3 protein-coding genes and 1 pseudogene are annotated in these 3,048 nt (G+C 34.0%); all 4 read left to right on the top strand.

Annotation, left to right across the window (positions count from 1 at the left end; all coding sequences use genetic code 11):
- Positions 1 to 110: pseudogene (locus PKN74_RS08250) on the top strand (ABC transporter permease); the annotation flags it as partial.
- A 41-nt stretch (positions 111 to 151) separates the two neighbouring features.
- A complete protein-coding gene (locus PKN74_RS08245) occupies positions 152 to 1,519 on the top strand; it encodes an ABC transporter permease (protein WP_472310354.1) in 1,368 nt (455 codons plus the stop codon).
- Between the two features lie 6 nt (positions 1,520 to 1,525).
- Positions 1,526 to 2,497, top strand: a complete 972-nt coding sequence (locus PKN74_RS08240; protein ID WP_472310350.1) for an ABC transporter ATP-binding protein — start codon at positions 1,526 to 1,528, stop codon at positions 2,495 to 2,497.
- On the top strand, positions 2,490 to 3,048 hold a 559-nt coding region (locus PKN74_RS08235; RefSeq protein WP_472310353.1), incomplete at its 3' end, for an ATP-binding cassette domain-containing protein. The genes PKN74_RS08240 and PKN74_RS08235, both read left to right, overlap by 8 nt.

Raw genomic sequence — 3,048 nt, 5'->3', positions numbered from 1 at the left:
TTCTCGGTAATTTATCAATAACCACACTTATATATATTTCTGGTATAGTATTGTTGGATTTAATCTATGGATTCCTAGATCCTAGAATAAAAGTAGGTGGGAAAGCGTGAGTACTGATATCAAATCAAAAAAAGCACCAAGTAGAATTCAAATGCAACTAGCAGATTTTTGGAAAGAATTCAAACAAGTAAAATTCGGTATTATAGGACTTATTTTTCTAGTTATTTTTATCTTAATTACAATATTTGAACATTTTTTGATTCCATTCCCAGAAGCGTCTACAAGGTGGCGGGATATTACTTATTGGGAAGATAATCCCAGGAATGCTCCACCTGTTTGGATCAATTGGTTTACCGAAAAAGATTACACACCTACAACTTATATGAACAACCTAGAATTTGAAGAAAAAACCATTTCTCCTACTATGTCAGTTAGCACAGCTATCTTAGAATACGATTATAATTACGATGTCCCACCTATAGATCTAATCTATAGAGGAAGATTCAAGGGATCGTTCACTTTAAACATAGTATTGGAGAGACCTGATGGCAACACTATTAATTTAGTAAACAAAAATTTTAGTTCACCTACATGGAAAGATTTTAGAGTTGCAATTAGTAATGAAGCAAAAAATGCTGTTCAAAGCTTTGCCAAAAGATTTCAAAATGTATCCTCTCAAACAATAAAAGTAAATAGTACTATTTTTTCTGAAGCAAATAAAGAAATTATTACAAACCCTGTACCCTTAAAAGGTACCTATAAATTTAACATCAATATGATCAAAACTTCTGAAGATACAGTAATTGAAGAGCCTAAATTTATCTTTTCTGGAGCTGTATCAGGTATTTTGGGAACTGATAATGCAAAACGTGATATTTGGAGTGGATTAATAGCTGGCACAAAATGGGCTCTTTTCATAGGACTTTTAACTTCTGCTATATCAATATCAGTAGGGGTTATTTACGGTGTTGTTTCCGCTTATTATGGTGGATTAGTTGATTCTATTATGCAAAGAATTTGGGAGATATTTATGAATATTCCCTTACTACCAGTTTTAATTGTTTTATCTGCCATATTTAAACCCAGTATATGGTCTTTAATAACAATGATGTGTTTATTCTTTTGGGTTGGCCCGGTAAAAACTGTTAGAAGCATGGCCTTGCAAATAAAAGAAGAAACCTATGTTGAAGCTGCTAAAGCCCTAGGCGCATCAAATGGTAGAATAATATTCAAACATATGGTCCCTATCTTAATTCCATATGCATTTGCTAGTATGGCATTAAACGTGCCAAGCGCCATACTTTACGAAGCAACTGTAAGTTTGCTTGGATTAGGAGATGCTACAATAGTAACTTGGGGCCAAATTCTTCATGATGCTATGAATGGTGGAGCGGTTACAAATGGATTATGGTGGTGGGTAGTTCCTCCTGGAATCTCTATAGCTTTAATAGGAATGACATTTGCATTTATTGGTTTTGCAATGGACACTATCCTAAATCCAAAATTGAGGACGAGGTAGATAAAAATGAGCGAAGTGTTAACTGTTAATAATCTGAAATTATATTATTTTACACGCAAAGGAGTTGTTAAAGCTTTAGATGATGTTAGCTTTTCTCTAAAAGAGGGAGAAACCCTAGGGCTAGTTGGAGAATCCGGTTGCGGTAAAACTACCCTAGGAATGGGCCTTTTAAGGATGCCGAACCCTCCAGGAAAAATCGTTGATGGTGAAATAATAATTGATAACGAAAATATCATTCACTTGAAAGAAAATGAACTAAGGAAAAGAATTAGATGGAATAAAATATCGATGATATTTCAAGGAGCTATGAATAGTTTGACTCCAGTCTATAGTATAAAAAAGCAAATGTTAGAAACACTTTTAAATCATCGCGAAATGGAGGAAGAACAAGCCCTTGAAATAATAAAAAAATACATAAATTATGTTGGTTTATCTGAAGATGTTTTAAAAAGATATCCTCACGAACTTTCAGGTGGAATGAAGCAGAGAGTAGTTATTGCAACTGCACTTTTTCTTGAACCAAAAATTGTTATCGCAGATGAACCTACAACAGCCTTAGATGTTGTCGTTCAGGCTCAAATAATTAACTTGTTAAAAAAATTAAAACATGATTTGAATCTTTCTTTTATATTTATCACACATGATTTAGCAACAGAAGCTGAAGTTGCTGATAGAATTATGGTCATGTATGCTGGTAAAATAGCAGAAATTGGAACAAATGATCAGATATATGGAAAACAAGGACCTTCTCATCCATACACAAAAGGTCTTTTGGGTGCTACTCCAAAGTTAAGAGAAAAAGTTGAAGAACTTGCTTTTATTCCTGGTACACCACCTGATCTTCTCAATCCTCCAACCGGTTGCAGGTTCCATGAACGCTGTCCTGTGGCTTTTGATAAGTGTATTTTAAATGAACCACCTTTAAAAGAGATAGAACCTGAGCATTTTGTTGCTTGTTGGAGGTGTTATGATGAATGATGAAATTATTTTGAGTGTAAAAAATATAAAAAAATGGTTCCCACTAAGAAGATCGATTACTGAAGTTTTCAAGGGTAAAAAAAGATGGGTAAAAGCGGTTGACGGTGTTACCTTTAATATAAAGAAAGGTGAGATTTTTGCTCTTATTGGTGAATCAGGCTGTGGAAAAACCACTACAGGCCGTTTGATAATGAAAATAGAAGAGCTTACTTCTGGACAAATCATTTTTAAAGGAACTGATACATCCACTTTATCTTCTTCAACTGAAATAAAAAAGTATAGAGAAGAAGTACAAATGGTTTTCCAGGATCCATACGCATCAATGAACCCAAGATTTAGAGTTAGAGATGTATTATATGAACCATTGATTATCCATAAAAAAACTAAAGATTCTAGGGAAATGGAAAAAATTGCCAGAAGAGCTCTTGAGGAAGTTAAATTAACACCTCCTGAAGAATTTCTGGATAGATTTCCTCATATGCTTAGTGGTGGTCAAAGACAGAGAGTAGCTACCGCAAGAACCTTGGTTCTTTCTCCAGATCTAATTATAG

The sequence above is a fragment of the Defluviitoga sp. genome (assembly GCF_035349255.1).
Taxonomy (GTDB): Bacteria; Thermotogota; Thermotogae; order Petrotogales; family Petrotogaceae; genus Defluviitoga.
The sequence above is the reverse complement of the archived record's forward strand: the minus strand, read 5'-3'. Positions and strand labels throughout refer to the sequence as shown.